This is a genomic window from Lachnoanaerobaculum gingivalis (assembly GCF_003862475.1).
In the GTDB taxonomy this organism is placed as follows: Bacteria; Bacillota; Clostridia; order Lachnospirales; family Lachnospiraceae; genus Lachnoanaerobaculum; species Lachnoanaerobaculum gingivalis.
This window is the reverse complement of the sequence record NZ_RRCO01000002.1, coordinates 346,610-373,346: the sequence shown is the minus strand read 5'-3', so window position 1 is coordinate 373,346 and position 26,737 is coordinate 346,610. Positions and strand designations below refer to the sequence as shown.

The window sequence follows — 26,737 nt, the reverse complement described above, 5'->3', positions numbered from 1 at the left end:
ACAAGAGTATATCTTGAAAAACCATGAAAACAATAGCATATTTGCATGAAAAATGCAAGAAAACATATACTTGCATAATCATTTATAAAAACTTTGGAGCATTTGCGAATAGGATATTTATATAAAATAGTTTAGTATAAAAACAAGATTTTAAAAGCATTCATAAAAAATACTTATACTAGATAAGAGGTTATATATGAAAAATTTTTTTTATAAACCGAAAGACGGTTGGGTTGGAGATACTATTCCATTTGCACATGATGGTAAATTTTATATTTATTATCTTCATGATGAAAGAAAAGGAAACACACAGGATGAGTATGGATATCGTACAAGCTGGAATCTGTTGATAACAAAAGACGGGGTTAATATAAAAGATTGTAAGGTTGTATTACCTGTTGGTGAGTATGACGATGCGGACTATGCCTGTTATACAGGGTCTGTAATAGAAGGCAATGACGGCAATTTTCATATGTTTTATACCGCACAAAATAATTATAATCCCAAATATCATAGGGACGGAAAACCTTTACAATATGTTGCACATGCAATAAGTAAGGATCTTATAAATTGGGAAAAACTGCCTGAGCTTACATTCGGCGCTGATGAAAGGATATACGAGCCTTTTGACTGGCGTGATCCTTTTGTTTTTTATAATGAAGAAGAAAAATGCTTTGATATGCTTTTAGCTGCAAGATTGCGTGGAGCAAGTGAAAAGAACGGAGGATGTGTAGGCTTATGCAGATCTTATGATTTACTTCACTGGGAGGCAAAAGAGCCGTTTTACAATCCGGAATCTTATATGACACATGAATGTCCGGATTTGTTTAAACTTGGTAACAAATGGTATCTTGTGTATTCAACCTTTTCAGAAAAATTTGTAACACATTATAGGATGTCTGATAAGCTGAGCGGACCGTGGACCTCTCCTATAGAAGATACTTTTGACGGAAGAGCGTTTTATGCTGCAAAAACAGCACAGGTTGGTGATAAAAGAATGGCGTTTGCTTGGGTGCCTACTAAGCGTGGTGAAAGTGATTTCGGACAGTATGAATGGGGAGGAAATTTTATCGCACATGAAATTAATCAAACAACTGATAATAAGCTTACTGTAAAACCTGCAGAAGGATTGATCAATATGTTTAATAAGGAATCCGTAAATAAAAAAATAAATAAAGTTGAAATAGAAAATTATGAGGGGGAGAAGTCATATGTAATCGATGGAATGAAAGATACATGTATGATAGAAGCGGTAATAGAATTCGGTGAAGGAGTTAGATCTTTCGGAATAGGTTTGAGACAGGATTCAGCTCTTGCAAACGGGTATTATCTTAGATTTGAGCCGTTTTATAACAGGATTGTGGCGGATATGTGGCCAAGACGTATACGTGGCGTAAATCAATGGTATGTTGACGGTGATAAGCCCTTTATGGTGGAACTTGAAAGACCTTTTGATTATAAAAGTTTAAAGGATAATAAAGTACATATAAGGGTTGTGGCAGATGGAAGTATAATATGTCTTTATGTGAACGATATTACTGCTCTGACAATGAGAGCCTATAATCTGAACAGAACAAATTGGGGATTTTTTGTAAAAGATGGAAGTATCAGAGTTTCTGATATTCATATGTATGAAGTTTAAAAGGAGATTAGTATGTACAAGAAGATAGGAACAATATGCCTTATAGCAGGAATGGTATTAATGGGTTGCGGAAATAAAGCACAAACTGCCGCAAATTCTACAGAGGCTGAAAACACAGACGGTAATGTAAGAGAGATTCATTATTTCTCTTCAAGGTCCGCATCAGATGATACAATGGTAACATTGCAGGAGATAACGGATAAATATAATGAGCAGGGTGGGAATATAAAGCTTGTTATTGACAGTAATGCAGACAGAACATCGTATGATCAAAAACTTAGAACGATGATTGCAGGCGGGCAGATGCCGGATATGTTTGATCTTGATGCTACACCATATGCTACAGAACTTGGAGAACAGGGAATGCTCACAGATATGGATGCCTTTCTTGATGAAATAGGTGAAAAAGACAGCTATATTCCATTGGCATTAAACTATGGAAGAACTTCTGACGGTAAATTGTATACATTACCTTTAGAGCTTTCAACAGAAATGATTTGGTACAATGTCGATATGTTTAAAGATGCCGGAATTGAAGCACCAAAAACATTGGATGAGCTTTTAGAAGACTGCAAGGTTTTAAAAGAAAAAGGGTATACTGCATTTGGAATCGGTGGAGGAGACGGATGGCCTTTACTTCGCCTTCTTGCAACATATCCGTTCAGAATGACAGGAAATGAGTATTTAAACAAACTATCTTTAGGAGAAGCTAAGATGTCTGATGAACCTGGCATTAAGGCGGCAACTTTTATGTCTGAAATAGGACAGTATTTCCAACCGGGATTTTCAACGACCGATGTAGCTACAGGATTAAATTTATTTCTTAGTGGAAAGAGCGCAATGTATCCTACAGGTACTTGGGAGTTAAATTATTTTACAGATAAGAACAGACCGGAAGGATTGAATGTGGATTATTTTTATATGCCTACAATAAAGGACGGAAAAACAAATGCAAATGACTACTGGGCGTTTGGTGGAATAGGTTTGGCAGTTAATCCTAAGTCTTTTGATGATCAGTACAAAGATTATCTGACATTTATAGTTAAAAACTACAGTCCTGCATATTTTGCACATGAGCATTTGGCACCACAGAAAGTGGATATGAGCGATAGCAGCGGCTTTGATCCATTGTTTTTAAAGGTAATGGAAGATACAAATAATATAGGATCAACTGCGGCAAGACCTTGGGATGTAGTATTGAATGAAGACGTAATAGCAACAATAAATGATAATCTGCCGGGACTTTGTATGGGTGAAGAAACAACCGATGACTTTATAAAGGCAGTGGATGAAGCCTTGGAGGCAAATAAATAGAATTTTATGAAAATTTTGAGAGATAAGAAAGCGATTGCTGTATTTTTGCTACCTGCTTTTATTGTCTATTCTGTTATAGTTATGGTTCCTATACTCGTTTCAATTTATTACAGCTGTTTAGATTGGAACGGTATAGGGAAAAAGAGTTTTGTAGGTTTTAATAACTACATAAAACTTTTCGGAGACAGTGTATTCAGACAGGCATTCGGAAACAATATAATATATATACTTATTGTAATGGTATTTCAGCTCGGATTCGGTTTTAGCATTGCAGTTTTACTTACATATCTAAAAAAAGGAAGAGGATTCATACAAACTGTATATTACATACCTTCTGTTATTACGGTTATTGCAATTTCACAATTGTTTACAGGATTTTATTCGTATGAGCCTTTGGGTTTATTCAATATCTTCAGAAGAATGCTTTGTATGGAGCCTATTGCTTTTTTAAGTGAATATAAAACTGTTTTATGGGCGGTTGCTTCTGTGGAAGGCTGGCAATATATAGGTATTTATATGATCATTTTCTATTCTGCATTGGTTTCGGTGTCACCTGATATATTGGAAGCGGCAAGAATAGACGGAGCTACAGAATTGCAGATTCTGGTAAAAATCAGAATACCGGCTATAGCAAATGTAATTATGCTTTCATGTATATTGAGTCTGGTGGGTGCGCTTAGAGGTTTTGCGGCACCTATGAATATGACTAAAGGAGGTCCGAATCACAGATCTGAAATACTTGCGACATATATGTATAAAAAAGCTTTTACCAGCAGAGACTACGGATATGGAAGCGCAATTGCTGTAATAATTGTAATACTCAGTATTATTGGAGTTTTATTAATCAGTAAATATATGGATGGCGAAAAAGAATAGGAGTATATATGAAAAGAAATATCAGAAAAATAATATATTGGTCTGTTATGATTCTGTTCCTTATAATTCAGGGCTATCCTGTTATATGGCTTATCGTAGCCGGGTTTAGACCGAATATAGAGTTATTGACAGAACCGTTCAGCTTTCCAAAGAGATTTACTTTAGAGAACTTTATTAAAATATTCACTGAAAGCAATATAATAACCTATATAAAAAACAGTGCTATAATTTCTGTAGTATCATTGGTATTTATTGTATTAATCAGTTCAATGGCATCATTTGCTATTGCCAAGATGAAATTTACGGGAAGGAAGAAGATATACCGATATTTTCTTATAGGCCTTACAATTCCATATGCAGTTACATTGATACCCTTATTTACAATGTTTGTAAAAATTGGACTTATAAATACAAGAATAAGTGTCATATTGCCTCTGTTGGCATTTCAATTACCTGTATCGATAATGTTGTTTGTAAATTTTTATTCATTTATTCCTGATGAAATTATAGAGGCTGCGGTAATTGACGGAGCAAGTATCTACGGTATTTATACAAAAGTAATCATACCGTTGTCTTTAAATACAATAATGACGGTGCTTGCTATGAATTTTATAACTGTGTGGAATGACTATACATTCAGTCTTGTATTTATAAACAGTACAGAACTGAAAACGATATCTATAGGTCTTGCTGACTTTATAGGGCCAAGAGGGTTAAAAGACTGGGGGGCAACCTATGCGGCTATCACGATGTCTGTATTACCTACATTGGTTATATATTTTTCATTAAATAAAAAGATGACAGCCGGAATGACGTTGGGGGCAGTAAAGTCATGAGTATGAAGCAAAATATTTTCAGGCCGAAATATCATTTTGCCTTAAAAAGAGGCTGGATAAATGATCCGAACGGTCTTGTGTGGTTTCAGGGTAAATATCATATGTACTTCCAATGTAATCCATACAGCAATAACTGGGATAAAATGCATTGGGGTCATGCCGTGAGTCCTGATTTAATACATTGGGAAGAGTGTAAGCCTGTTCTTATTCCGAATGAGTTATATGAGGATTATGACAGAGGTGGATGCTTTTCAGGCTCTGTAGTTGTTAATGAAGATAAAATATATGCTTTTTATACGGCTGTTTCATTGGTTGATGGTGAAGTTTGTCAAAGACAATGCATGGCATATTCTTTTGACGGTTATAATTTTATAAAATATGAGAAAAATCCCATTATTGAATCTATTGGAAAAGACTTTAGAGACCCTAAAGTAATATTTCATGATGGAGCATGGCAAATGGTGATTGGAGGATCCGACAAAAATGCGTCGGATCTTGAAAGCCATGGGAGAATATATCTTTTTTATTCTAAGAATTTGTTTGAATGGATCTATAGTGGAATATTGTATGAGGCAAAAGCCGGTGAAGGGACAATGTTTGAATGTCCGGATATATTTGAAATAGATGGAAAGTGGGTTATAACAGCATCACCTATGAATCGTACCGATTTTCTACCTACTGTATATATGGTTGGAAATATTAATTTTAAAAATTGTATTTTCTTTCATGAATATAGTGGGACATTGGATTTTGGTCCTCACTATTACGCATCTCAAACATATAAGGATAAGTATGGACAAATTATTTCGATGGCGTGGCTTGGAGGTTGGGAATGGATGCCGTGGATCAATGACCATGGCCCATCAGAAGAAAGCGGATATCGCGGAATAATGTCATATCCAAGACTGATTGATATGGAAGAAAATGTTTTGAAAATGCCACCTTACAGTAATGACTTTGAACTTAAAAATGACTTTGAATACAGCCAGAAGAGTAAAAGAAGTGACAAAAATACATATAATATATTGGATAATATGTGTGAAAGGATTTATATATCCGGTACAATATCAAGAGATAAAAACAGCACAGAATTAGAGCTTGAATTTTTTGACATTGAAGAGCAAAAAATAATAATAAAACTTGATTTTCTCTTTGGTAATATAATTACAGATTTTACTGAAGCTGATGAGTATATACGAAGCGGAATAAGGATATATAAAGCAGATATACAAAATGAAACTGATATAGATTTCAGTATAATAAAAGACGGAAATGTTCTGGAAGTCTATTTGCTTGGAGGTAAGTACAACTTTACATCCATGATTTATCCACATAAGGGAAAAATCGGTATTGGAATAAGATTAAAAGATACCTTTATCAGGTATAGAAAAATAAATATTGAATGATAATAAAACAGACGTGTGAAATAGTAATAAAATTTCCCACGTCTAACATATTTAATTGGTTTAGACGACCCTCATTACCTGCAAATATGAGAAAACAACGCATTGATACTGTCCGTCTAAAACTGCTAAAGATTGCTGCAAAAGTAATTCATTCAGCAAGGTATATAACATTCAAGCTGTGTAGCAGCTGCCCATTTTTAGGTGTATTAAGTCAGTTATAGCGTCATATATTAAACTTAAAGATTAATAGCATGGTACTTAATTTAAATATTGCACCGTGAATAATTCAGTTTAATTTAATATATTTAATCCTTTCAAGAATTGATTTTTTAACCGTGTCTGTCAAATATACGGAGTTTAAATTTTTTTTCGTGTATGCCAGATAGCTATCTTTTGTCATATCAATTAAAATAGCGGTGAAAAATCTCTCCCAACTGAAACACTCCTTGGATTCTATATAATCTGCCGGCCTCTCCAATATACTATATAGCATGGAGTTTTTCACAACACCGGATAATAATACTAACCATTCAAATGACTCCGGTAAATAAATTGCTATTTCTTTTTTATCCCTTATTAACTCTGTTACTCTATGCATTTCCGAACCAAATGCTGCACCATCTACTATTACAAGAATGTTTTCATTGTCATTTGAATTCAAATACTGAAAGATATTTGATTTACCGTTTAAACTTTCACATTTTATATGTGAGTCATTACATATACTTTTAAAAAACTGATACCCTGAATTGCTGTCTTCCGTTAAAACAGTATCAGGATGTATAGATTCTTTATATATATCAGAGCCATATATCCTGTAAAACTCATTAAATTTTTGCTCCAACTTTCCATACTTTCCTGAAGTCTTAATACCATATATCTCTTCTACACTATAAGGTAGAGTAGGTAAGGATTCCCTGGTCACAATAACATAATAATTATCTGTAGTTTGAATAAACTTGGAAAACTCAATTGTTTTAATGAATTCATTTCCTTCGTCGATAAATACAATACTATTTGAAACAGCTGCCAGCTGTTCCTTCCAAAGTGTACCGTCAAGTACAAAACACTTTTTATCACATACCAGATCAACAGATGCTCCGGAAGTATTGTTCACAGCTTCCCTAATCATATCAACTAAAGTAGTTTTACCGGTTGCGCTGTTCCCTTGAATGATTGTTATATTTCTACGTATCACAAAGTCATATTTTAGACGCTTTGTAGATACAACAACTCTGTGCGTTCCTTTCATAATATCACGTCTTTTCTATAAAAATTCACCGGCTATACTTACAAGTTCCATTCTTGTATGTACTATTTGGTTAGTGTTCATTATCAATATTTCAAATCCTTCTTTACCAAAGTCCATCAAATGATGTAAGTTAATTATTCTATCTTCTTTTTCCGCAATCTTTAAAAACCATTTAGCACAATTATCACCACAAGTAGAAGCATTAAATATCTTATCTTTTTCAAATTTGACCAAGATTAGCGTCTTTACACCACCTGATAAACCTGTTGGAGGTATTTTACCTAAGACAGGACTGTCTATAACTCCACTGTCTAAGACAATTGACTTATCTACATCATAAATCATATCCATTACAAACGGATCCACTATCCAATCATCTTCATAATCATACTTAAAATAAGATGCCGTATTGTAAATAGAATCTTTCATATCTCCATAAAAAATTTTCAGCATAATCAACCTTTCAATTATCAAATAATTCTGAAACTAATTTTAGTATACAAATTATAGCGTCGAAATACAATATTTAAAATTTAAAAAGAACTGTCATCTACAATTCAATGTGATATAATAAAAATCAATACTAACGAAAATAAAAGAAGGTAAAATAAATGGGTATGACAATCAAAGAAAAGCTAAAAGAAGCTGAAAAATATATCTGTGAGAACTTTGAGGAATTGGGAATAGATGATCCTATAGAAGAAGGGTACTTTGAAGAGTATGAACAAATAGGTGGCGCAAGTGAAGTGGAGTTTGAAGATTTTGAAAAAACTTTCGGAATAAAATTGCCTGAGGATTTTAAAGAGCTTTATTCATACAAAAACGGTAGCGGATATTTTGAATTGTTACAATGTGATATAGAGGGTAGAGAAATCAATTTTACATTATTCAGTCTTGAAGAGATGAAAAAGGTAAAGAGCTATTTTCAAGACAGAGATGCTCTTTTAACAGATTATCCTGACTATTTTACCGATGAAGTTATAGAACAAATGAGAGACAGCAGAATAAAGCCATATCTTTTCCATAAAGATTGGTTTGCCTTTGCGACATACCTTAATTGCGGATATCTTATGCTTGACTTTGATCCGGATAAGGAAGGAAAAGTCGGACAGGTTATTTTCTATATACATGATCCGGATGAGATAATCTATACCGCATCAAGTGTAGAGGAACTTATAGATAATGTATGGGTATTTTTAAAAGAAAATTTTGATTAAAAAGAGGGTGATATAATGAGAGAGAATCCAAGACCGGGAGAGTTCTACAGACATTTTAAAAATAAGCTTTATCAGATAATTGCTGTTGCCACACATTCTGAAAGTAAGGAACAACTTGTAATATATCAGGCCCTTTACGGAGATTTCGGAGTATATGCAAGACCTCTTGATATGTTCTTAAGTGAAGTTGACAGAGAAAAATATCCCGATATAGAACAAAAATATCGATTTGAAAAGTTGGAAAATATATCTGAAGCATCTAAAAAAATTACAGATAGAAATAGTGAAATTAATATAGAAATAAATAAAAAAACACATCAGGAAGAAAGTAAAGATGAGCAAAAAAATTTCTTTATAGACTTTCTGGATGCGGATGATTATTATACAAAAAAGAAAATACTCTTAGCCAACAAGGAAAATATAACAGATAAGCAGTTGGATGCTATATTTGATATTTACGGATTAAAGAGAAACGGTATTGATAAGACAATAGATATTGCAGATTTTATTGCATATCTTGATATGCAAATACATTTTGAGGGAAAAAGATTAAGGTAACAGATGGCATTTGTAATAGAAGATGAATTAAAGAAGTTGCCACGTCAGCCGGGTGTTTATATAATGCATGACAAAAAAGATGATATTATATATGTCGGCAAGGCTATTTCGTTAAAAAACAGAGTAAGGCAATATTTTCAATCAAGTAAGGATAAGAGTCCTAAGATAAAACAAATGGTCTCAAAGATTGAAAGATTTGAATATATTGTAACCGATTCCGAGCTGGAGGCATTGGTACTTGAGAATAATCTGATAAAAGAACATAGACCAAGGTATAATACAATGCTTAGGGATGATAAAACCTATCCCTATATAAAACTTACAGTAAAAGAGGAATACCCCAGACTGCAGATGGTAAGGCAGATAAAGAAGGACAAAAACAGATATTTCGGTCCTTTTTCAAGCGGAAATGCAGTACGAGATACAATAAATCTTTTAAACAGAGTGTATAAGCTAAGGACTTGCAGTAGAAATCTCCCAAAGGATATAGGAGCGGAGCGTCCATGTCTTGACTATTTTATACATCAGTGTGATGCTCCATGCCAAAATTATATATCAAAAGATGAATATAATAAAAATGCTGCCGAAGCACTTAAATTTTTGAGTGGTGATTTTGACCCTATTATAAATAAAATAAGAACCGAGATGGAAAGGCTTTCAGCCGAACTTAAATTTGAAGATGCGGCAAAACAAAGAGATTTATTAAACTCCGTACTTCATATTACACAAAAACAGAAAATCACTTCAGATGATTCAAAAGACAGGGATATTATTGCAATGGCAAGAGATGAGAGGGATGCTGTTGTACAGGTGTTCTTTATCAGGGAGGGAAAGATGGTTGGTAGAGAACATCATTATATACAAGTTGCAATGGATGATGAAAAAGTTGATATACTGGAGAGTTTTATAAAACAGTTCTATGCGGGAACTCCTTTTGTACCAAGCCAAATAATGTCACAGTATGAATTAAAGGATGAAAACCTCATTTCGGAATGGCTTTCTGCTAAAAGAGGTTCAAAGGTAAATATAATTGTTCCAAAGAAAGGCTCAAAGGAAAAACTGGTAGAACTTGCAAAGAAAAATGCTGAAATCGTTCTCACCAAAGACAGGGAAAAGCTTCAAAGACAGGAAGCAAGAAGTGTGGGAGCTGTAAAGGAAATTGAAGAACTTTTATCATTGCCTAATTTAAAAAGAATGGAAGCCTATGATATTTCCAATATTTCAGGTGTTCAATCTGTAGGTTCTATGGTGGTTTATGAGAACGGAATGCCTAAAAAAAGTGATTACAGAAAATTCAAAATAAAAACAGTAATAGGTCCAAACGACTATGCTTCGATGAAGGAAGTTCTTACGAGGAGATTTGATCGCGGTGTTGATGAAAAAGATACCGGATTTAATAAACTGCCTGATATAATTCTTATGGACGGTGGAAGAGGTCAGGTAAACATCTGTTTGCAGGTTTTGGAAGAATTTGGACTTAATATTCCGGTATGCGGAATGGTAAAGGATGATAATCACAGGACCAGAGGGCTGTATTACAACAATGTTGAAATTCCTATAGATACTCATTCTCAAGGATTTTTGCTTATAACTAGAATACAGGATGAAGCGCACAGATTTGCTATAGAGTATCACAGAAGTCTAAGATCTAAAACTCAGGTAAAGTCGATACTTGATGATATAGAAGGAATAGGAGTTGTAAGGCGAAAAGCACTAATGAAGCATTTTAAAGAAATTGAAAATATTAAAAATGCAAGTCTTGAGGAACTTATGTCAGTGGAAGGAATGAATAAAAAGGCCGCTACTGCAGTATGTAATTTTTTTCAAATTAAAAAAGATTAATAGGTTGGACTTAAAAGTTTGACACCACTAATATATGAAAAGAGGAGAATTTATGTTAAGACATATCGTAATGTGGAAGTTTAATGAGGGTGTGGAAAAGCAAAGTATAGGTGAAGAGATAAAAAGCAGTCTGATTGATTTATGTAAAAGTATGGATGAAGTAATCATGGCGGATATTGTTTATAATGTTTTACCTACGAGTACACATGATATTATTTTGATATTGGATGTAAAGGATGAGGATGCTCTTAATAAGTATGCAACATCAAAAGAACATGTGGCAATTGTTGAAAACTTGATTAAACCTAATACAAATTCAAGAGTAGCGATTGACATTTTATCCTAGAGTGATATACTTTTGGTAATTAAATATTATTAACTTGGGAGCTTATATATAGGCTGAGAGGGAAGTGTGACTTTCGACCGATTACCTGATTTGGATAATGCCAACGTAGGGAAATGTTTTTTACTTTCTTTTCAGGAGATACAGGTTCTTGTATCTCATTTTTTATTGCAAAAATTCTAACTGAATATATGATCCTATAAGTTTTATAGTTTAAGAATATATTTTAGGAGGATTACTATGAAAGAAAGTGGCAGGTATTCTGCTTTATTCCATTATGAAAACAAATACTCTTACACAATTTAATAGAAAATAGCAAAGATAGGAGATAAAAAATATGTTAAAAGAAATGCTTGAAAATGTCAAAAGTAAATCACCTCTGGTACATAATATAACAAATTATGTTACTGTAAATGACTGTGCCAATATACTTCTTGCATGCGGTGCCAGCCCTATAATGGCTGACGAGTTGGATGAAGTTGAAGAGATAACATCAATATGTTCAGGACTTAATATAAATATAGGTACATTAAATAAAAGAACTATTCCTTCAATGATTGCTGCAGGTAAAAAGGCAAACGAATTGAATCATCCAATAGTACTTGATCCTGTAGGAGCCGGAGCATCCGGATTAAGAACGGAGACTGCAAAAACACTGCTTGAAAAGGTGAAATTCAGCGTAGTACGTGGAAATTTATCAGAGATAAAATGTCTTGCCGTAGGAATAGGTAATACAAGGGGAGTTGATTCCGTTGATTTTATCAATGAAAAAAATATTGATACTGTGGTTGAGTTCGCAAAGGATTTCGCATTGAAAAACTCCTGTGTAACAGTTATAACATCTGCCGTTGATATAATTACGGACGGTAAAATAGCATATTGTGTATATAACGGTGACAGTATAATGAGTAAAATTACAGGAAGCGGATGTCAGCTTTCAGCTATGATGGCGGCATATATAAGTGCAAATCCTGACAATATTTTAGAAGCCGCTTTTGCCTGTGTTTGTGCAATGGGATTATGTGGAGAAACAGCAAAAAAACGTATGTCAGATAAAGACGGTAACAGCAGCTATAGAAATTATTTGATAGATGCAGTCTACAATCTCACTCCTGCTGAACTTGAAAAAGGAGCAAGATATGAGATTAGATAAGAAATATATGCAACTTTATGCTGTCACCGACAGAACATGGACAGGGAATAAAACTTTATATGAGCAGGTAAATGAAGCTCTTGAAAGCGGTGTAACCTGTGTGCAGCTTAGAGAAAAAAGTTTGGATGAAGGAAGCTTTATAGAGGAAGCAAAAAAAATATCGCAGCTGTGTAAACAGTATAATATTCCATTTATTGTAAACGACAATCTAAACGTGGCAATTGCCACCAATGCAGACGGAATACATATAGGGCAAGATGATATGGAACTTAAAGATGTCCGTAAGATTGTCGGAGAAGATATGATAATAGGGGTTTCCGTACATACGGTAGAGGAGGCTGTCTTGGCAGAGAGAAACGGTGCAGATTATATAGGGATAGGTGCGGTATTTGAAACTTCTACCAAAAATGATGTAGGTATTGTCTCATATGAAACATTAAAATCTATATGTGAAGCTGTAAGTATACCTAAGGTGGCAATAGGAGGAATAAATTCACAAAATATATTAAAGCTTAAGGGAAGTAAAATAGATGGAGTTGCAGTAGTCTCTGCGATATTCGGAGCTGCTGATATAAAAAAAGCGACAAAGGAACTTTACAATTTGTCAAATGATTTAATTAAGGGGACATGATATGAAAAAAGTATTAACAATAGCCGGAAGTGATTGTAGTGGTGGAGCAGGTATACAGGCGGATATAAAGACAATGACTGCAAACAATGTATATGCAATGAGTGCCATAACCGCACTTACAGCACAGAATACTACAGGGGTAACAGGAATAGTAAATATTGCTCCTGAATTTGTAAAGAGTCAGCTTGAGATGATTTTTGAAGATATTTTTCCTGATGCTATAAAAATAGGAATGGTATCTTCGCCGGAAATAGTGGAAGCTATTGAATACGAGCTTGTAAAATATAAGTCGAAAAATATAGTACTTGACCCGGTAATGGTAGCTACAAGCGGATCTAATTTAGTTGAAAACAGTGCAATAAAAATAATGCAGGAAAAGCTTTTTCCATTGGCAAAGTTAATAACTCCAAATATACCTGAAGCAGAGGTTCTTTCAGGTATAAAAATAAAAGATGAAAAGGACATGGAAAGAGCTGCCAAAATAATATATGAAAATCATGGTTGTGCGGTACTGTTAAAAGGGGGACACAGTATAAATGATGCCAATGATTTATTGTATGAGAATGGGAAAGCAAAGTGGTTTTTTGGAAAACGTATAGATAATAAAAATACTCACGGTACCGGATGTACTCTTTCATCAGCAATAGCATCAAATCTTGCAAAGGGTTATACAACGGAAGAATCCGTACAAAGGGCAAAGAACTATATATCCGATGCCCTACTTGCAATGCTTGATATAGGAAAGGGTAGCGGCCCTCTAAATCATTCATTTAATATAAACGGAGAGTATGCAAAGGAGGCGGATAATGAATAAGAAAACATCAGTATTTGAAAACAGTCTGATCTGGTTTGGAGCGGCTGTTTCTATAGCGGAAATTTTGACAGGTACATATTTTGCATCATTAGGATTTCTTAACGGAATGCTTGCAATAGTTTTAGGGCATATTATAGGATGTATCTTACTGTTTTTGGCCGGAATAATAGGAGCTAAGACTGAAAAAAGTGCAATGGATACTGTTAAGTTAAGCTTTGGGGGAAAGGGAAGTATTTTCTTTGCCATACTGAATATTATGCAGCTGGTAGGATGGACCGGTATAATGATTTATGATGGAGCCTTGGCTACACAGGGAATAATGGCTGTGGGACATATCATATGGTGTCTTGTTATAGGCGGACTGATACTGGTTTGGATACTTATAGGTGTAAAAAACCTTGGCAAGGTAAATATAATAGCTATGTCAGCCTTGTTCATTATGACTATAATACTTAGCTTTATTATTTTTAGAGGTGGAATAGCTTTTGGCAGCGGTGACAGAAGTATGAGCTTCGGTGCAGCTCTTGAATTATCGGTTGCAATGCCGCTTTCCTGGCTTCCGCTTATAAGTGATTATACAAAAGAAGCCAAGGAACCTGTGAAGGCAACTGCAGCAAGTACTGTAACATATGGTCTTGTCAGTGTTTGGATGTATGTTATAGGAATGAGTGCCGCATTATTTACAATGGAGTCTGATATAGCACAGATTTTATTAAAGGCAGGACTTGGTATAATGGGACTTTTTATAGTTGTGCTTTCTACTGTAACCACTACATTTTTGGATGTGTATTCCGCAGGAGTATCTACAGAGTCTATATTTGCAAATATATCATCAAAGTGGATTGCTGTAGCTGTTACAATAATAGGAACTCTGGGAGCAATAATATTACCTATGGATGATATTACAGGATTTTTATATCTTATAGGTTCAGTTTTTGCCCCAATGATAGCAATACAAATATCGGATTTCTTTATATTAAAAATAAGACATGATGAAAAATGTTTTTCGGTGATAAATATTATCATATGGATAATAGGATTTATAATATATAGGCTATTAATAAAGCTGGATACTCCAATTGGAAGTACAGTACCAAGTATGATAATCACAATATGCATTTCTATTATAGTAAATAAAATATTTATAAAAAGAAAAGTAGTTTAATAAAAAGCTTGTATAAGAGCATAAATACTGTATAAATATCAGAACAATTCCTAGTAAAAAGCTAGGAATTGTTTTTTATTGAAAACATGAGAAAAAATTAACAAATATCGCTTGAATAATAAATTTAATGGTGATATTATCAGGACATAAGAGAGTTAGCAAAACCTAACTACTTTGTTTATTTTAAAAGGAGGTACTTATGTGCTGGGATGGTTTTAAGGGAAGAAAATGGCGTGACGATATAGATGTACGTGATTTTATACAAAATAATTATACAATATACGATGGAGACGAGAGTTTTTTGGAAGGTCCTACAGAAGCTACAAACAAGCTTTGGGGTGAACTTTCAAGACTTCAGAAAGAGGAAAGAGCTAAAGGCGGAGTTCTTGATATGGAGACTGAAGTTGTTTCAACTATTAGAGCCTATGGACCGGGATATATAAACGAAGATATGAAAGATCTTGAAAAGGTTGTGGGACTTCAAACAGATAAACCTCTAAAAAGAGCTTTTATGCCTTTTGGTGGAATAAAGATGGCTGAGCAGGCTGCAAGTACCTACGGCTATCAGACCAATGAGAAGTTCCACAAGATTTTTACAGAATATCACAGGACTCATAATCAGGCTGTATTCGAGGCTTATACACCTGAAATGCATGCGGCAAGGCATAATAAAATAATTACAGGACTTCCTGATACATACGGTAGGGGAAGAATTGTAGGAGATTACAGAAGAGTTGCACTCTATGGAATAGACTTTCTTATAGAAAAGAAACAGGAAGATTTGGAAAATTGTGGCGACGGTACAATGTTTGATGAAATAATCCGTCAAAGAGATGAACTTGGAATGCAGATAGAGGCTCTTAAACAGATAAAGGAAATGGCTGCAGCATATGGATTCGATATTTCAAAACCTGCAAAGGATGCAAGAGAGGCTGTACAGTGGTTATACTTCGGATACCTTGCGGCTATAAAGACACAAAACGGTGCGGCAATGAGTGTAGGACGAATTTCAACATTTCTTGATATTTATATTGAAAGAGATTTAAAGGCAGGAAAACTGACAGAAATCGAAGCACAGGAGTTGATAGACCACCTTGTAATGAAATTCAGAATGGTAAAATTTGCCAGAATACCTTCTTACAATCAGCTCTTTTCAGGCGATCCGGTTTGGGCTACCCTTGAGATGGCGGGACTTGGTATGGACGGAAGGTCGATGGTTACAAAGTCCGATTTCAGGTTCTTGCATACACTTGAGAATATGGGACCTTCACCGGAGCCGAACCTTACCGTACTTTATTCAAGCAGGCTTCCAAAGGCGTTTAAAGAGTATTCATCTGCTGTTTCTATAAGAACAAGTTCTGTACAATATGAAAATGATGATGTAATGCGTCCGGTATGGGGTGATGATTATTCTATATGCTGTTGTGTATCAGCTACGGAAACAGGAAAGGAAATGCAGTTCTTCGGAGCAAGAGCAAATCTTGCAAAATGCCTTCTTTATGCTATAAACGGAGGTGTGGATGCAAAGTCAAAAGAGCAGGTCGGACCGGCTTACAGACCTATAACATCTGAATACCTTGATTATGATGAGGTAATGGAGAAATATGATGTAATGATGGACTGGTTGGCAGGACTTTATGTAAATACACTGAATTTGATTCAATATATGCATGATAAGTATTATTATGAGGCTGCAGAGATGGCACTTATAGATACTGATGTCAGAAGAACATTTGCAACAGGTATTGCAGGATTTTCACATGTAGTAGATTCACTCTGTGCAATAAAATATGCAAAGGTAAAGACTGTTCGTGATGAAAACGGAATTGTGGTTGACTATGAGACAACAGGTGATTTTCCAAGATACGGAAATGATGATGACAGAGCAGATGATATTGCGGTATGGCTTTTAAAGACTTTCCTAAAAAAGGTTAAGAAAAGACATACATACAGAAATTCAGAAGCAACAACATCCATCCTTACAATTACTTCAAATGTAGTATACGGTAAGGCGACAGGAAGTATGCCTGACGGAAGAAAAGCCGGAGAGCCTCTGGCACCGGGAGCAAATCCAAGCTACGGCGCAGAAAAAAACGGACTTTTGGCTTCACTTAATTCACTTACAAAGCTTCCATATGAGTATGCACTTGACGGTATTTCAAATACTCAGACTATTAATCCGTCAGCACTCGGACATGGTGAGGATGAGCAAAAGAAGAACCTCACTCAGGTAATGGACGGATATTTTGATCAGGGTGCACATCACTTAAATGTAAATGTTTTCGGTACGGAAAAGCTTATAGATGCTATGGAACATCCTGAGAAGGAAGAGTATGCAAACTTCACAATAAGAGTTTCAGGATATGCTGTTAAGTTTATAGACCTTACAAGAGAACAGCAGCTGGATGTTATTGCCAGAACATGCCATGACAGGCTGTAATATTCATTCGTTTGAGACATTCGGACTTGTGGACGGTCCGGGAGTAAGATTTGTTGTATTTGTACAAGGCTGTCCGATGAGGTGTCAGTTTTGTCACAATCCGGACACATGGTCTACAAAAGAAAATCAGATATTTAGTGCCAAGGAAGTATTTGAAAAGGCAATAAGATATAAGCCGTATTGGAAAGACAACGGAGGGATTACCGTAAGTGGCGGAGAACCGTTATTACAGATAGATTTTGTGACGGAGCTTTTTAAATTGTGCAAAGAAAACGGTGTAAATACCTGTCTTGATACCGCCGGAGGAGTGTTCAGTAAAGAATCAAAGTTTTTTGAAAAGTTTAAAATCTTGATGCAATATACGGACCTTATTATGCTTGATATAAAAGAAATAAATAATACAAGACATGAAATTATAACAGGCATGAAAAACGATCATATACTTGAAATGGCAAAAACAATGGATGAAATGGGAAAAAGAATGTGGATTCGTCATGTTTTGGTACCTGAAAGAAGTGATTATGATGAGGATCTTATTAAGCTTAGAGAATTTATTTCTTCGTTAAAAAATGTGGAGAAGGTGGAAGTATTACCATATCATACATTGGGAAGACATAAATGGGATAATCTGGGAATTGAATATAAGCTTGAAGGTATAGATCCTCCTACAAAGGAAAGAGTAGATAATGCCAACAGGATACTTTCCGGTAATATTTAAAAAATAATCAAGAAACTAAAAAAGCAGCTTTCCGTATTGTTACGGATTGCCGCTTTTTTGGCTTATACAAACTTTTGACGTTGTTTTTCTTTCAATAAGCTTTGCATGAAGTAAAAAAGTACTGATTGGTATATTGTTTAAAAGACTTGAAAGGGCAAAGAATCCGCTTTTGCCAAGCTCTGTTCTGTCCTGTCTGACAGTAGTAAGTGGCGGTGATGTGTAGGCCGCCATAGGCAAATCATCAAATCCGATAATACTTATATCTTCAGGCACTTTGTAGCCAAGCTGTCGGCACTGAGTTATCGATGCAGCTGCAATATTATCATGGCTACAGATTATCGCTGTCATTCCGGCTTCTAAAAATCTTGGAAGATGCTTTTCTATACATTCGGACAGATAGTAGGAACAGCCTATGTTCTCAGCTGTCGTTTTGTAGCCATGACTACGCATAGCATGTAAAAAAGCCGCATGTCTCATTTGAAGTACATATGATCCAAGTGAACCGCTAAGATAAGCTATTTTTTTATGCCCGAGATTTGTAAGATGATTAAGAATCAGCTCCATTCCTTCATTATTGTCAATGCCTACGTAGGCTGTAGACGGATTTCCCGTAACATAGTTGTCAAAAAGCACTGCAGGAGTATGGCTGTTTTTAAAATCATTGATCCAAGGATTATTAAGTGAAAATCCAAGTACAAATGAACCTGTATAATCATGTTCAAGCATAAATATATCATATGACGTATTTTTTTGAAAATCGGTATCAACAGGTACTGTTTCCACTTCAAAGCCTGCAGGCTCTGCAAGCTGGCGAAAACCTATGATAATATCATAAGCAAAGTGATGTGATTCCAAGTATTCTATATTTTCTTTTTCTATTAGAATACATATTTTTTTAACCGGCTTTTTATATCGCCTCAACTTTGTATAATCCAATGCAACTGCAGTTTCAAGAACTTGTTTACGTAAAGTTTCGCTAACATCAGGTGCATCATTTAATGCCTTTGACACAGTACTCTTGGAAATGCCTAATTTATCGGCAATATCCTGTATTGTGGTCATAGTTTAATATCCTTTCATATAAAAGAAAATCATTTTTATATTATTATATAGAATAAAATGTTAAAAAGCAACAAAGAACAAAATATGGTATTTTTCAAGAATTTTGGAAACAAAACGAAAATTTTAGAATACTGTATACAGTATTATTTCCATGTTTTAAAAACATAAAGAAAATATGAAAATTTATTGACTGGGAATTAAAAAAGATATATATTTACATTAACGAAACAATGCGAAAATTTAATCAGGAGGTAGTAAGATTATGGTAGGAAGTCTTAAAAGATTTCTAACAGGAATCATGGCTTTGACTCTGGGAGTGGGGCTGACTGCATGTGCCGGCAGTAAAGGATCCGGCACAGCCGAGAAAGTCAGACTGATGGTTTGGTCACCGTCTGAAGATCAGTCAAAAGACAGTGGTGAGTGGCTTCAAACAATGTGTAAAAATTTTGCGAATGAACATCCCGAATGGGATATCACATTTGTATATGGAGTTGCGGATGAAGCGACTGCTGCAGATCAGGTATCACAGGATCCGGAAGCGAGCGCCGACGTATTTATGTATGCAAACGATAAAATAAGTAATCTTATCGATGCAAAGGCAATAGCAAAGTTTGGAGGCAAGTATAAGGAGGCTATTGAATCGACCAACTCAAAAGAGCTTCTGGATTCACTTACTGTAAATAATGAGCTTTACGGTGTACCCTTTACAACAAATACCTGGTATATGTTTTATGACAAGTCTGTATTTTCAGATGATGACATAAAAAACCTTGATACAATGTTAAAGAAAGGTATCGTGTCTTTCCCGCTTGCCAATTCCTGGTATCTGCCTGCATTTTATCTTGGAAACGGATGTACCTTGTTCGGAAATGATAACGATGAATCAAAGGGTGTTGACTTTGGCGGGGAAAAGGCTGTAGATGCTACAAATTATGTTATAGACCTTGCAGCCAATTCTAATTTCAAAATTGATGCTGACGGTTCGGCACTTGCAGGGCTTCGTGACGGCAGTGTAAATGCAATGTTTACAGGTTCATGGGATGCAAATGCAATTAAGGAAGCACTTGGAGAAAATATGGGTGCCGCTTCACTTCCCACATTTAGCATTAAAGGTGAGGAAAAGCAGATGCTTGCATATGCAGGTTCAAAGGCAATCGGAGTAAATTCACACAGTGAGCATATGGAACAGGCGGTTGCACTTGCAGTATACCTTGGAGGTATGGAAGCACAAAAAGCACACTATGAGTTGAGAAATGTTATACCTTGTAATACGGAACTTTTAAAGGATCCTGAGATAGCATCTGATGCACTTGTTTTGGCACAAAACAATACCTTTAACAATACTTCAATTCTTCAGCCTTTCGTATCGGCTATGAGTAATTGTTGGAGTCCTGTTGAAAATATGGGCAAGGCAATCAGAAATAAGAGCGTGACACATGCTAATGCCAAAGAGCAGACAGAAGCAATGAATGCGGCAATGAACAGTAACGGATTAAATTAAGGGGTAAATGTTATGGGTTTATTAAAAAAAAGAGTTAATGAATTTCCGACGCCATACACTTGCACCAATGCAATAAAAGAGGGCGGATTGTCAACAAAACTTTCCATGATCCTGATGGGATTTGGAAATATAGTAAACGGACAGGTTATAAAAGGTCTTATATATCTTCTGATAGAGATTGCATATCTTGTCTTTATGTTTGTAAACGGAATAGGATTTATAGCAGGACTTCGTACACTTGGAAGTGTAGAACAACAGGAAGTATGGGATGAGGCTAAGCAGATTTATACCTACACCAAGGGTGATCAGTCTATTCTTATATTACTTTACGGTGTTGCCGCAATTTTAATTACCGTTCTTATGATAGTTATTTGGAGAGGTACATTAAAGAGCGCATACAAGGCTGAATGTCTTCGTAAAGAAGGTAAACATGTAAACAACTTTGTAGAAGATTTGAAAACACTTTTAAATGAAAATTTATATCGTCTGTTTATGACACCGCCTACAGCATTTGTATTTATATTTACAATACTTCCTTTAGTATTTATGATCTGTATGGCATTTACAAATTACAGCCGTATAGATAATCATTTAATGCTTTTTGATTGGGTGGGACTTGATAATTTCAAGACATTGTTTGATTCAAAAAGTATCCTTGGAAGTACATTTTGGTCAGTGCTTGCATGGACAGTTATCTGGGCGTTTTTTGCAACATTCAGTAACTATATTTTCGGTATGATCTTATCGCTTCTTATTAACAGAAAGGGAACGAGAGCAAAGGGATTTTGGAGATTTTGCTTTGTACTTTCATGTGCAGTACCTATGTTCGTATCACTTCTTATAATGCGTACAATGTTGCAGCCTGAAGGTGCTGTAAATGTACTTCTTAGAAACCTTGGACTTATAGCAAGTGATAAAAGTCTTCCTTTCTTTACCAATCCGACATGGGCAAGAGTTACCGTTATCATAATAAATATCTGGGTAGGTGTACCTTATACATTACTTCAGCTTACAGGTGTATTACAAAATATTCCTGAAGATCTTTATGAGGCGGCAAGAGTTGACGGAGCAAATGCGATACAGACATTTACCAAGATTACATTACCGTACATGCTCTATGTTACAACACCTTATTTGATAGTTACATTTACAGGTAATATAAACAACTTCAATGTTATATACCTCTTGTCGGGAGGAGACCCTGTTACAGACCTCTCTTCAACAGCAGGTAAGACAGACCTTTTGGTTACATGGCTTTATAAATTGACAATTGACAAGCAGTATTACAATATCGGTGCGGTTATCGGTATTATGACCTTTGTTATTTTGGCAATAGGTGCACTGTTTACATACAGAAACAGTAAATCATATAAGGAAGAGGGAGGATTCTAATTATGGCAAATCAATTTCAGTCTGCAAAGAAAAAGAGAATGATAAATAATACTGTTGTACATATCATTCTTGCCATATTGGCCGTTATTTGGCTTTTCCCGATATTTTGGGTAATACTTACAAGCTTCAGAGCGGAAAAGGGATCTTATGTATCAACCTTCCTACCGAAGGCTTTTACACTTGACAACTATGCTAAGTTGTTCAGTGATACAACTATTTTGAACTTCCCGCAGATGTTTATGAATACATTGTTTATAGCTGTATGTTCATGTATATTGTCGGCATTTTACGTACTTGCAGTTTCATACTGCCTTTCAAGAATAAAGTTTAAACTTAGAAAGCCCTATATGAATATGGCAATGGTACTCGGACTCTTCCCGGGATTCATGTCAATGATTGCCGTATACTTTATATTAAAGGCAATGGGACTTACTGAAGGAAATTTGATTAAGCTGGCACTTATTTTATGTTACTCAGGAGGTGCAGGGCTTGGATTCCAGATTGCAAAGGGATTTTTTGATACAATTCCTGCAGCGATAGATGAGGCGGCACTTTTGGACGGATGTACCAGATGGCAGATTTTTTATAAGATTACTTTACCGCTTAGTAAACCTATTATTGTATATACTGTTTTAACATCATTTATGGGACCATGGCTTGACTTTATTTTTGCTAGAGTTATATGTAGAGCAAACTCTGACCAGTATACAATTGCTATCGGACTTTGGAAGATGCTTGAAAAAGAATATATCGACAGCTGGTACACAAGCTTTGCTGCCGGCGCAGTTCTTATTTCTATTCCGATTGCACTCTTATTCTTATTCATGCAGAAATACTATGTAGACGGTTTATCAGGTGCTGTTAAGGGATAGTAATGGAAAATATAATTGAACTTAAAAAATATTACTCTTCAAAGGAGTTTCTTGAAAACTACATTTATGAAGGAAACGACCTCGGCGTGGAATGTAATGAAAACGGGACCACATTTAAACTGTGGTCACCGGGTGCAGAGAGTGTAGTACTAAACCTTTATGAAGCAGGAGACGGCTGTAAGGCTTATGAGCAGATTCCTATGGAAAAAGCTGATAAGGGAGTATGGTGCTTTCACTCTTACAAAGATCTTCATAAAGTGTACTATGACTATTTGATAAAAAGAGACTCTAAAGAAGTTTTAACTGCCGACCCGTATGCAAAAGCAGCCGGAGTCAACGGTATCAGAAGTATGGCGGTAAACTTAAAAAAAACCGATCCTAAGGGATGGGAAAATGATAAGGCGCCACAAAAGGATAAAGAAAGAGTTGTGTATGAGCTTCATGTAAAAGAATTTTCCTTTTCTGTGTCGGGCGGTTTCCCTCCGGAGTATCGCCAGAAGTATAAAGCTTTTACCTGTAAGCACACAACGTTAAATAATGACGGTATTCATCCTACAGGACTTGATTATCTGAAAGAACTCGGTGTTACGCATATTCAAATAATGCCGATGTATGATTACGGTTCTGTGGATGAAACAAAAGACTATGAGTTCAACTGGGGATATGACCCGGTCAACTACAATGTACCTGAAGGTTCATATGCCACAGATGCATTTCATGGAGAGGTTCGTATCACTGAAATGAAGGAGATGATACAATCAATTCATGAAGCCGGATTTGGAGTAATTATGGATGTGGTATACAATCATACTTACTCACTTGATTCATGGTTTCAAAGAACTCTGCCTTGGTATTTTTACAGAGTATTTAGTGACGGTAAGGTATCTGACGGTTCCGCCTGCGGAAATGATGTGGCAAGTGAAAGAGTCATGTGTTCAAAATATATTTTGGAGTCTGTACTTTACTGGGCAAGGGAATATCATATTGACGGATTTCGCTTTGATTTGATGGGACTTCTTGATACCGATTTGATGAACAATATCAGAAAAGAACTTGATATCATATACGGTAAGGGCGAAAAGATAATCTATGGTGAGCCTTGGTCTGCAACAGATACCGCAATAGAGTATAATAAAAAACTTGCAAACAAAGACAATATAGCTCTTTTAGATGAAAACATAGGAGTATTTTGTGACAACACCAGAGATGCTATAAAAGGTTCGGCTCTCAGAATAAGAGAAGCAGGATTTATAAACGGCGGCAAGGATAAAGAGGATTATATACTTGCAAGTGTAAGTGCATGGTGTGATCCTAAATACAATAAAGAGTTTAAAGGTGTGAAAGCACCGTCACAGATAGTCACATATGTTTCGGCACATGACAATCAGACACTTTGGGATAAATTGGATTATACAACCACAGAAGAAGAGGCAATGAGATTAAACAAGCTGGCAGCAGCAATTTATATGACTTGTCAGGGTACTTTGTTTTTCTTATCGGGTGAGGAGTTCGGCAGAACAAAGGCCGGACATGATAACACCTACAATATGCCTATTTCTGTAAACAGGCTTAACTGGAAACTTGCATGGAAAAATAAGGAACTTGTAGATTACTATAAAGGTCTGATTGCACTTAGAAAACAAATTTCAGGGCTTTGCGATAAATCCGAAAACAGCTATAAACATATCACCGATATGTGGAAAGAAAGCCGAGTAGTCGGATTCACCGTAAATAATGATAAGAATTCTTTGTGGAGTCAGGTTAAAGTAATTTATAATGCTTCAAAAAAAGACATTGAAGCCAAGCTTTTAGGCGGAGACTTTGAATTACTTTGTGACGGAAATGACAGTATGCTTTGGAAAAAGAATATAAGTGTCAAGGCTCCTATAAAGGTTGGAAAACAAAGTGTATTAATACTTGGTAAGAAAAGAATAGAGGAGATATAATGGAATTTACCGGTGTATACCATAGGACATCAGAACAAATGAGCTATCCTATAGATGAGGACAGACTCATTATAAATTTAAAAACAGGATATGATGTGAAGCAGGTCTTTATCCACTATGGTGACCCGTTCGAAGCCGGAATACTTGGTGGAAACGAGAAGTGGACAGGAAAAAGAGAAGAGATAGTCTATAAAAAACGATTGTCAAATCAGTTATGGTGGACTACAACTTTACTTCCGATATATAAAAGGTGTAAGTATTTCTTTGAACTGCATACGAATGACAGTGTCTGGTATTACTTTGAAGACGGATTTTTAACTGAGGAACAGTTCCATATGGACGGCAGAATGCTGCAATGCTTCATTATACCATGGATGAATCCTTCCGATATAAACATTACTCCTACATGGGTAAATGACACCATATGGTATCAGATATTTCCCGACAGATTTTGTAACGGTACTCCACAAAATAATACAGAGGATATCATGCCTTGGAGAGATCATGGAAGTGTTACCAATTATGAGAAATTCGGCGGGAATCTGGAAGGAATCAGAAGCAAACTTAATTACCTGCAAAACCTTGGAATAACAGGTATTTATCTGAATCCTATAATGGAGGCCGAATCAAATCATAAGTATGATACAACCGATTACACAAAAATTGATTCTTCTTTTGGAGACATTGATATAATGAAATCACTCTGTAAAGAGGCGCATGACAAGGGTATTCGTATTATGGTGGATGCGGTGTTTAATCATTGCGGAAGAAAATTTGAGCCTTGGCTTGATGTAATTGAAAAAGGTAAATCCTCAAAGTATGCGGACTGGTTTATGGTGGAAAACTGGGAAGACATTGCAAAAAGAGGAGATACGAGGGATAAAAGGTATTATACTTTCGCTTTTACAGACGGTATGCCGAAACTGAACACCAACAATAATGAGGTTATAGACTATTTTTGCAAAATCTGTGAAGCTTGGATAAGAGAATTTGACATAGACGGTATTCGTTTTGATGTGGGCAATGAGGTGTCACACAGGTTTTTAAAAAAGATAAGAGAACATCTAAAGACAATAAAGCCTGATATATATCTGCTTGGAGAAATCTGGCATGATGCAATACAGTGGCTTCAGGGAGATGAATACGATTCTGTGATGAATTATCCTCTGCTAAGCGGAATTCATGACTTTTTCCTTGATAAGACAATGAAAAAGCATGAGTTTGAGTATATGGTAAACCGCTGTTATACAATGTATATGCAACAGAGTAACAATGTATTATTCAATCTGCTTGATTCACATGATACCGAAAGACTTATGAACCGATTCCACGATTTGGATAAGTTCTATCAACAGCTTGCAATTCTTTTTACACTTCCGGGAAGTCCATGTATTTATTACGGTACGGAGATAGCAATGGAGGGGGCTCATGATCCGGATTGCAGGAGATGTATGCCATGGAGTGAGATTGACAGTAGCGAAAATGTAGAAAAAATTTCTACTATGAAAAGTCTTATAATGTTAAGGCACAATGAGAAAATGTGTAGAAGTCCGTATTTCCACTTTCCGGATAATTATGAAAATGAAAGATGTGTGGAATATATCAAAATTGATGAAGACGGAAACAGTATGGAAGTTTTAATAAACGCTTCAAATAATCCGATCAAAATAAATTCTGGGAAAGAAATTTTATTTTCACGAAAGTTTGACGGAGAAGTACTTGGAGCAAACGGAACTCTAATCCGTAGGATTTAAAAA

General features: G+C 35.5%; 23 protein-coding genes, 1 pseudogene and 1 riboswitch. Of the genes and pseudogenes, 21 read left to right on the top strand and 3 right to left on the bottom strand.

Going from position 1 to position 26,737, the window contains the following annotated elements:
* Positions 1-196: 196 nt before the first annotated feature.
* The 6 genes and pseudogenes from EHV10_RS05920 to EHV10_RS05895 form a co-directional block, all read left to right on the top strand.
* Positions 197-1,642: a glycoside hydrolase family 32 protein gene (locus tag EHV10_RS05920; protein WP_128673866.1), complete on the top strand. Its 1,446-nt coding sequence runs from the start codon at positions 197-199 to the stop codon at positions 1,640-1,642.
* A 12-nt stretch (positions 1,643-1,654) separates the two neighbouring features.
* Positions 1,655-2,956 carry an ABC transporter substrate-binding protein gene (locus EHV10_RS05915; protein WP_128673865.1) on the top strand — a complete coding sequence of 434 codons (1,302 nt, stop codon included), beginning with the start codon at positions 1,655-1,657 and terminating at the stop codon, positions 2,954-2,956.
* A gap of 6 nt (positions 2,957-2,962) precedes the next feature.
* Entirely contained in the window at positions 2,963-3,832 is an 870-nt protein-coding gene (locus EHV10_RS05910) for a carbohydrate ABC transporter permease (protein WP_128673864.1), read from the top strand.
* An 8-nt stretch (positions 3,833-3,840) separates the two neighbouring features.
* On the top strand, positions 3,841-4,668 hold the full coding sequence (locus EHV10_RS05905) for a carbohydrate ABC transporter permease (protein ID WP_128673863.1): 828 nt from the start codon (positions 3,841-3,843) through the stop codon (positions 4,666-4,668).
* The gene (locus EHV10_RS05900; RefSeq protein ID WP_128673862.1) at positions 4,665-6,074 is read left to right on the top strand and encodes a glycoside hydrolase family 32 protein; all 1,410 of its coding nucleotides are present in this window, start codon (positions 4,665-4,667) and stop codon (positions 6,072-6,074) included. The genes EHV10_RS05905 and EHV10_RS05900 overlap by 4 nt, the downstream gene beginning before the upstream one ends.
* Before the next feature lie 44 nt (positions 6,075-6,118).
* A pseudogene (locus tag EHV10_RS05895) lies at positions 6,119-6,295 on the top strand (transposase); the annotation flags it as partial.
* Between the two features lie 65 nt (positions 6,296-6,360).
* On the opposite strand, the gene EHV10_RS05890 reads toward EHV10_RS05895, so the two are convergent.
* Complete coding sequence (locus tag EHV10_RS05890) at positions 6,361-7,326, bottom strand: translation initiation factor 2 (RefSeq protein WP_128673861.1); 966 nt, start codon at positions 7,324-7,326, stop codon at positions 6,361-6,363.
* 15 nt (positions 7,327-7,341) lie between these two features.
* The gene (locus tag EHV10_RS05885) at positions 7,342-7,779 is read right to left on the bottom strand and encodes a DUF4869 domain-containing protein (RefSeq protein WP_128673860.1); all 438 of its coding nucleotides are present in this window, start codon (positions 7,777-7,779) and stop codon (positions 7,342-7,344) included.
* 158 nt (positions 7,780-7,937) lie between these two features.
* Between EHV10_RS05885 and EHV10_RS05880 the strand changes: the two genes are divergently transcribed.
* The 10 genes from EHV10_RS05880 (at position 7,938) to pflA (ending at position 18,207) form a co-directional block, all read left to right on the top strand.
* The gene (locus EHV10_RS05880) at positions 7,938-8,543 is read left to right on the top strand and encodes an SMI1/KNR4 family protein (RefSeq protein WP_330508478.1); all 606 of its coding nucleotides are present in this window, start codon (positions 7,938-7,940) and stop codon (positions 8,541-8,543) included.
* 15 nt (positions 8,544-8,558) lie between these two features.
* The gene (locus EHV10_RS05875) at positions 8,559-9,101 is read left to right on the top strand and encodes a DUF1653 domain-containing protein (RefSeq protein WP_128673859.1); all 543 of its coding nucleotides are present in this window, start codon (positions 8,559-8,561) and stop codon (positions 9,099-9,101) included.
* Between the two features lie 3 nt (positions 9,102-9,104).
* Positions 9,105-10,943 carry an excinuclease ABC subunit UvrC gene (gene uvrC / locus EHV10_RS05870; protein WP_128673858.1) on the top strand — a complete coding sequence of 613 codons (1,839 nt, stop codon included), beginning with the start codon at positions 9,105-9,107 and terminating at the stop codon, positions 10,941-10,943.
* Positions 10,944-10,995: 52 nt separating this feature from the next.
* Positions 10,996-11,289, top strand: a complete 294-nt coding sequence (locus tag EHV10_RS05865) for a Dabb family protein (protein WP_128673857.1) — start codon at positions 10,996-10,998, stop codon at positions 11,287-11,289.
* Between the two features lie 24 nt (positions 11,290-11,313).
* Positions 11,314-11,418, top strand: a riboswitch (TPP riboswitch).
* A 205-nt stretch (positions 11,419-11,623) separates the two neighbouring features.
* Positions 11,624-12,439 (top strand): hydroxyethylthiazole kinase, encoded by an 816-nt coding sequence (thiM, locus tag EHV10_RS05860; RefSeq protein WP_128673856.1) that lies wholly within the window; start codon positions 11,624-11,626, stop codon positions 12,437-12,439.
* Positions 12,426-13,070: a thiamine phosphate synthase gene (gene thiE, locus EHV10_RS05855; RefSeq protein ID WP_128673855.1), complete on the top strand. Its 645-nt coding sequence runs from the start codon at positions 12,426-12,428 to the stop codon at positions 13,068-13,070. The genes thiM and thiE overlap by 14 nt, the downstream gene beginning before the upstream one ends.
* Before the next feature lies 1 nt (position 13,071).
* Entirely contained in the window at positions 13,072-13,884 is an 813-nt protein-coding gene (thiD, locus tag EHV10_RS05850) for a bifunctional hydroxymethylpyrimidine kinase/phosphomethylpyrimidine kinase (protein WP_128673854.1), read from the top strand.
* On the top strand, positions 13,877-15,049 hold the full coding sequence (cytX, locus tag EHV10_RS05845; protein ID WP_128673853.1) for a putative hydroxymethylpyrimidine transporter CytX: 1,173 nt from the start codon (positions 13,877-13,879) through the stop codon (positions 15,047-15,049). Before thiD ends, cytX begins: the two co-directional genes overlap by 8 nt.
* Positions 15,050-15,248: 199 nt before the next feature.
* Positions 15,249-17,489 (top strand): formate C-acetyltransferase, encoded by a 2,241-nt coding sequence (gene pflB / locus EHV10_RS05840; RefSeq protein WP_128673852.1) that lies wholly within the window; start codon positions 15,249-15,251, stop codon positions 17,487-17,489.
* Positions 17,455-18,207 carry a pyruvate formate-lyase-activating protein gene (gene pflA, locus EHV10_RS05835; protein WP_243116083.1) on the top strand — a complete coding sequence of 251 codons (753 nt, stop codon included), beginning with the start codon at positions 17,455-17,457 and terminating at the stop codon, positions 18,205-18,207. Before pflB ends, pflA begins: the two co-directional genes overlap by 35 nt.
* A gap of 39 nt (positions 18,208-18,246) precedes the next feature.
* Here the strand turns inward: pflA and EHV10_RS05830 are convergent, their stop codons facing one another.
* Positions 18,247-19,269, bottom strand: coding sequence for a LacI family DNA-binding transcriptional regulator (locus EHV10_RS05830; protein WP_128673851.1), 1,023 nt, complete (start codon positions 19,267-19,269; stop codon positions 18,247-18,249).
* 262 nt (positions 19,270-19,531) lie between these two features.
* Between EHV10_RS05830 and EHV10_RS05825 the strand changes: the two genes are divergently transcribed.
* From EHV10_RS05825 to EHV10_RS05805, 5 genes are read left to right on the top strand one after another with little or no spacing between them, the layout of a single operon-like run.
* Positions 19,532-20,770 (top strand): extracellular solute-binding protein, encoded by a 1,239-nt coding sequence (locus EHV10_RS05825; RefSeq protein WP_128673850.1) that lies wholly within the window; start codon positions 19,532-19,534, stop codon positions 20,768-20,770.
* Positions 20,771-20,782: 12 nt separating this feature from the next.
* Positions 20,783-22,162 carry a carbohydrate ABC transporter permease gene (locus EHV10_RS05820; protein ID WP_128673849.1) on the top strand — a complete coding sequence of 460 codons (1,380 nt, stop codon included), beginning with the start codon at positions 20,783-20,785 and terminating at the stop codon, positions 22,160-22,162.
* A 2-nt stretch (positions 22,163-22,164) separates the two neighbouring features.
* Positions 22,165-23,034: a sugar ABC transporter permease gene (locus EHV10_RS05815; protein WP_128673848.1), complete on the top strand. Its 870-nt coding sequence runs from the start codon at positions 22,165-22,167 to the stop codon at positions 23,032-23,034.
* Positions 23,035-23,036: 2 nt separating this feature from the next.
* Complete coding sequence (gene pulA, locus EHV10_RS05810) at positions 23,037-24,980, top strand: type I pullulanase (RefSeq protein WP_128673847.1); 1,944 nt, start codon at positions 23,037-23,039, stop codon at positions 24,978-24,980.
* On the top strand, positions 24,980-26,734 hold the full coding sequence (locus tag EHV10_RS05805; RefSeq protein ID WP_128673846.1) for a glycoside hydrolase family 13 protein: 1,755 nt from the start codon (positions 24,980-24,982) through the stop codon (positions 26,732-26,734). The genes pulA and EHV10_RS05805 overlap by 1 nt, the downstream gene beginning before the upstream one ends.
* The last annotated feature ends 3 nt before the right edge of the window (positions 26,735-26,737 follow it).